The sequence below is a fragment of the Aquabacterium sp. genome (assembly GCF_004297345.1).
Taxonomy (GTDB): domain Bacteria; phylum Pseudomonadota; class Gammaproteobacteria; order Burkholderiales; family Burkholderiaceae_C; genus Aquabacterium.
In genome coordinates this window covers 1-5,715 of the sequence record NZ_SCTN01000493.1, presented here as the reverse complement: position 1 = coordinate 5,715, position 5,715 = coordinate 1, and the positions used below count along the sequence as shown (strand labels likewise).

Here is a 5,715-nt window from a genome sequence, read left to right as displayed (position 1 = left end):
AAAAAAGTACCTGCCCAGGTGGCGGAATTGGTAGACGCACTAGTTTCAGGTACTAGCGGGTAACTCCGTGGAGGTTCGAGTCCTCTCCTGGGCACCAATTGAAAGAGCCGCTTGATTTAGCATCAAGCGGCTTTTTTCTTTGCCTCACGCCTCCCCTGCACACATGGGGGCAGCAATCCAGCCTCGACTGGCCGCGGGCATTGTATTTACTTGAACGGCCAAACACCCAGCGCAGCGGTCAGTCTCGGCAATAAATAAACAGCCCTGGCTCGCATACCGGGATCGGGTATCCACATCTCGCGGTGATATAAAAATCACTCACATGCGATATGCAAGATACCCCGTCGAGCCCACCCGCTAACACGCAAGTGGATTCGATGTTTGCTCAGCCAAACCTCAGGATCCAGTGATGTGGCGCCGAATTCTGTCTCACCCTCACTCAGCCCTCTTCATCAGCTTGTTGGGTGTGCTCCTGGCCTTGCCTACCTTGAGTTCCGGCTTGATCGGCGACGACTTTCTGTTTCGTGAACTGATCACTGGGCAGTCCACCCGCTCCCACCCCGGCACGTTCTTTGGTCTCTACACCTTTGCCGATGGCAGGGGGGACCATATTCAGGCGATGAAAGACGCAGGCATCTTTCAGTGGTGGGCGGCTGATCACGCGCTGATGTCTTTCTGGCGCCCTCTTTCAGAGCTGAGCCATTGGGTCGACTACCACCTGTGGCCAGATTCCCCCACGCTGATGCATGTGCACAGCCTTCTCTGGTACGGTTTTCTCGTCTGGCTGCTCAGCCGACTGTATCGACTGCTGGATCCAACAGCCGTGCGCCCAGGGCTGGCCGCGCTGATCTTTGCGGTCAGCCCCATGCACCTGTTCACCGTGATCTGGCTTGCTGCCCGAAATCAGCTGATTGCAGGTTGCCTCATCGTCCTGACCTTGATGACTTTCCATCTCTGGCGGCAAGGTCGCGGCCTGGCTTATGGTCTGTTGAGCATGTTGTTCATGGCAATCGGATTGGCCGCGGCGGAAGCGGCCGTTGCAGCCATGGGTTACCTGCTGGCCTATGTTCTGATTCTGGAGCCCCGTCGCGCCAGTTCGCGCACGCGCTTCGCCGCCCTGCTTCCCTTTGTCGCGCTCGTGGTGGCATGGCGCATTTACTATGTCTATCTGGGCTACGGCAGTGTGGGGCTGGGTGGCTATATTGATCCAGGCAGAGACCCCCTGCGTTTTGCGCAAGCGCTGATGATGCGCATGCCGGCGCTTTTGCTGGCCGGGCTATATGGCGCCTCGTCTTCGGTATTTCATCTGCTGCCAGAAAAATCTCAAGTCATTTATGCCTTGATGGCTGCCTTCATCGTGGCCGTGAGCGTCTGGGCTGGCCAGGTTCGTCAGATCTGGTCTCACCCGCTGGCGCGATTTTTCGGGCTTGGCGCAGTGCTGTCCTTGGTACCGGTATGCGCTGCGGCTACAAACGACAGGCTGCTCTTGAATGCCGAGTTCGGCCTGAGCCCTTTGCTCGCGATGCTCTTCACAGCCACATGGAAACAAACGCCACCTGGAGATCGGCATCGCATCGGGATCATGGCGAGCAAGGCCATCGCCGGCGTGCTGATGCTCATCCACCTGGCGTTCTATCCCATTGCAACCTTGTCCATGGCCGTCGCCGCCCCCATGATGAGCAAGGCCTCCATGCAACTGGAGTCGCTGTCCCTTCCTGACGAGCTAGAGAGCCCGAATAGCAAGGTCATTCTGATCAACCCACCCAAGGCGCTCTTTGTCGGCTACTACCAGACCATCAGGCGGTACTTCGGTCTTCACAATCCCTCGTCCATGCAAGCGCTGACAAGCGGCGATCAAAGTGTCACGCTGACTGTCCTGACACCACGCAGCATCAGGCTACTGGGAGACAAAGGCCTGGGAGAACCCATCAGCCGAGACTTGAAAAAGCAGCCCCTCCACGTAGGTGACAGCATCCGGGCAGGCAGCTTTCAGGTCACCGTTGAAGCGGTCAATGCCCAAGGCAACGCCACACAGGCGCTGTTCGAGTTCGACTACCCGCTTCAAGACGCGCCGTGGCAGTTCTACATATGGAGCGAGTCTGGCTACAAGCGCTTCAAGCTGCCTGCGGTGGGTCGCAGCGTCACACTGCCGCCGGTGAACCTCGGCGCCGCCATGAAAAAACGGCTCAAAGACATGCTTTGAGCCGTTTCATCGGGGGCAGGAGAATGGCGTCTCAGACCTTGTAACGCTTGAGCAAGTTCTCCGGGCGAAGCGTGTCGTACTCTTCAAAGGGCTGATGGATCCAGGGGCTCGTTGGCAATGTGTCAACATAGTAGTCTGGCGTATAGCTGGAGACGCCCTTCACCCAGATCACGGCAGAGCGCAATTCGGTGATGGCCGGCATGCTGCGCAGACGCTCGACGACGGCGCGCAAGGTGACGCCAGAATCTGCCAGATCATCGACCAGCAGCACGCGGCCAGCCAGTTCGCCCTTGGGCATGGTGATGTATTTGGCCATGTCCAGACGGCCCTGCAGGGTGCCGCCATCATCGCGATAAGAGCTCGTGGACATGATGCCCAAAGGACGATCAAAGATGCGAGACAGCACGTCGCCGGGGCGCATGCCCCCGCGAGCCAGGCACAGAATCTGATCGAACTCCCAGCCGGAGGCATGAACCTTCAGAGCCAGTCGCTCGGTGAGCTGGTGATACTCCTCCCAGGACACATACAGGTGCTTGCCATCGTCAGTGAGCATGAGAACGTCTTTCTTGCTGGATTGCGAAGGGGTGGGCCAAAACGCGAACAACTACCGCGAACCGATCAACCTTTGTAAGGATGACGTAGCAGGATGGTGTGATCGCGGTCAGGGCCAGTGGACACCATGTCGATGGGCGCGCCAATCAGGCCTTGCACGCATTCGAGATAAGCGCGCGCGTTGGCAGGCAACTTGTCCCACTCAGTGATGCCGAAGGTTGTGCCCTCCCAGCCCGGGAAGGTTTCGTAGATGGGTTCGCAGGCCACGATGTCATCGGCGTCCAGGGGCAGGATGTCGATGCGCTGACCGTTGAGCATATAGCCCGTGCAGACCTTGATCTCCTTGAGACCATCCAACACGTCCAGCTTGGTGATGCAGACACCAGAGACGCCGTTGATCAACACGGAGCGCTTGAGCGCGGCCGCATCCAGCCAGCCGCAGCGACGAGCGCGGCCGGTCACGGTGCCACGCTCCTGGCCCACGGTAGACAGGTGGTAGCCGACGGTGTCGGGCACATCCCACTCCAGCTCGGTCGGGAAGGGGCCGCTGCCAACGCGCGTGGTGTAAGCCTTGGTGATGCCGAGGATGTAGTGCAGCTTGTCTGGGCCCACGCCAGAACCAGCGGCGGCATTGCCCGCCACGCAGTTGCTCGATGTCACGAAAGGATAGGTGCCGTGGTCGATGTCCAGCAGCGTGCCTTGCGCGCCTTCAAACAGCACGCTGCCGCCAGCAACGTTATGACCATGGATCTTCACGCCAACGTCAGCCAGCATCGGCAAAATCTGCTCGGCGGCTTTCATGGCCTGGTCGTAGATGGGCTGGAATTCCAGTGCCTCAGACTTCAGGTAGCCCTTGAGTGCGAAGTTGTGCAACTCCAGCAACTCTTTCAGCTTGGCAGCAAAGCGCTCGGGGTGCTTCAGATCCTGCACGCGCAGCGCACGGCGAGCAACCTTGTCTTCGTAGGCGGGGCCAATGCCCTTGCCTGTCGTGCCGATCTTGCCGCTACCGCTGGTCTCGCGCAGGGCTTCGCGGGCCTTGTCCACTTGAACGTGGAAAGGCAGGATCAGAGGGCAGGATTCGCTGATGAACAGGCGCGAACGCACGTTCAGGCCAGCCGCTTCCAGGCGCTCGATCTCGGACAGCAAGTGAGTGGGATCCACCACCACGCCGTTGCCGATGTAGCAGGCCACGCCATCACGCATGATGCCCGAAGGGATCAGTTGCAAGGCGGTCTTCTTGCCATTGATGACCAGTGTGTGGCCGGCGTTATGGCCACCTTGGAAACGCACGACGGCGGCAGCGTGGTCGGTCAACCAATCGACAACCTTGCCCTTGCCTTCGTCACCCCATTGGGTGCCGACGACCACGACGTTACGGGCGGATGCGGGACGTACGGACGCACTGGTAGACGCGGTATTGCTTTGCATGGCGGGGTTCCTAAATGGCTTGAAAGGATCGGGGCGCTTAGAGCGCGCGCACCGACCAGCGTCCATCGACCATCGCAAGTTCGCGATCACAGTCGAATTCCTGGACGTCGTGTTCATGTCCGGGCAGCACGCACACCACGGTGTGGCCCTGCCCTCTCAACGCGCGCACTGCCTCGCGCAAGGCTGGGTCTTCACCCCAAGGTGCACGCACGGCTGAACGCACAGCCAGGCCTTTGAGGCCAGCCAGCAGATCAGCCAGGATCTTCAGGTCGAGACTGAAGCCCACGGCGGGACGGCGACGGCCAAAAACCGCCCCCACCTCGTCGTAGCGACCACCACGCACCAGGGCATCAGCATGCCCCTTGGCGTAAATGGCAAATCGGGTGCCGCTGTAGTAGGCATAGCCACTCAGGTCGGACAGATCAAAGCCGATCGTGACCTCAGGCTGGGCCTGGCGCAACTGCGCAGCCAACCAAGCCAGATCATTCAAGGCCGCGTCAACCAGCGCATGCTGAGGCAGCTCCGTGCGCGCCTGCGCCAGCACCTCTTCGCCGCCGAACAGGCTGGTCAGTCGAACCAGCACGTCTGCGGCAGCAGGCACGGTAGCCAGCGGGCCTTGCGACGCCAACTCGCGCAGCGTGCCCACGTCCTTGGTGGTCAAGGCGAGAACCAGTGCATTGTGTGCACGCGCATCCAGAGCTGGCACACCCAGGCCGGCCAGCACACCATTGACCAGGCGTACATCGGCCAGGTCGATCACCAGGCCATTCAGCCCGGTGGCACGCAAGCCCTCCAGGGCCAGTTCAGTGGCCTCCAGGTCGGCTTCCAGACCGGCGTGACCGTAGATCTCCGCGCCCAGTTGCAGCGGCTCACGGCTGGATTGTGGCGTAGCGGGCCGTGTGTGTAGCACGGGGCCGCAGTAGCACAGACGAGTCACCCCCTCGCGGTTCAGCAAATGTGCATCAATGCGCGCCACCTGAGGCGTGGCGTCAGCACGTACCCCCAGGGTGCGGCCGCTGAGCTGGTCAACCAGCTTGAAGGTTTTGAGATCCAGAGCGTGACCAGTGCCGGACAGCAGCGACTCGATGTGCTCGAGCAACGGTGGCATGACCAGTTCATAGCCGTAGCCGCGAGCCGCATCCAGCCAGATGCGGCGCAACTCTTCCACGCGACGCGCCTGAGCAGGCAAAACGTCAGCAATGTGCTCTGGCAACAGCCAAGCAGACGACATAGAAAAACGTGTGGGGGTTAAAAACGAGATTCTACAGGGGGAAGGCGTCGGTTTACCAATCCGACACACTCATCCCCGTGAAACAGGGCCATCGGCGCCCTTTTTTCGCTACTGGAGAACCCAGAGCATGATCAGCCCGAGCACCATGCTGACCAGACCGACCGTGCGAATCTGCTGGTCATTGAGTTGCATGATCTGCTCGAACATGCGACGCCAGCCACCAGGATTGATGGCAGGCATCAGGCCTTCGAGCACCAGCAACAAAGCCAGCGCGATCCAGATCGCATCAGACATGCGCGCG

The 5,715-nt window shown here is 60.3% G+C and carries 5 protein-coding genes and 1 tRNA gene; 2 read left to right on the top strand and 4 right to left on the bottom strand.

What is annotated here, in order from left to right:
* Positions 1-12: 12 nt before the first annotated feature.
* Positions 13-97: transfer RNA gene (locus EPO09_RS19010), tRNA-Leu, on the top strand.
* Positions 98-409: 312 nt separating this feature from the next.
* On the top strand, positions 410-2,203 hold the full coding sequence (locus EPO09_RS19005) for a hypothetical protein (RefSeq protein WP_290645580.1): 1,794 nt from the start codon (positions 410-412) through the stop codon (positions 2,201-2,203).
* Positions 2,204-2,234: 31 nt separating this feature from the next.
* Here EPO09_RS19005 and EPO09_RS19000 read toward each other — a convergent pair whose 3' ends face one another.
* The 4 genes from EPO09_RS19000 to EPO09_RS18985 form a co-directional block, all read right to left on the bottom strand.
* Positions 2,235-2,756 (bottom strand): phosphoribosyltransferase, encoded by a 522-nt coding sequence (locus EPO09_RS19000; protein ID WP_290645578.1) that lies wholly within the window; start codon positions 2,754-2,756, stop codon positions 2,235-2,237.
* Between the two features lie 65 nt (positions 2,757-2,821).
* Entirely contained in the window at positions 2,822-4,183 is a 1,362-nt protein-coding gene (locus EPO09_RS18995) for an adenylosuccinate synthase (protein WP_290645576.1), read from the bottom strand.
* A gap of 37 nt (positions 4,184-4,220) precedes the next feature.
* Positions 4,221-5,414: an ATP phosphoribosyltransferase regulatory subunit gene (locus EPO09_RS18990; protein WP_290645574.1), complete on the bottom strand. Its 1,194-nt coding sequence runs from the start codon at positions 5,412-5,414 to the stop codon at positions 4,221-4,223.
* 108 nt (positions 5,415-5,522) lie between these two features.
* The coding region (locus EPO09_RS18985; protein ID WP_367200094.1) for a DUF2065 domain-containing protein at positions 5,523-5,715 on the bottom strand (193 nt) is incomplete at its 5' end.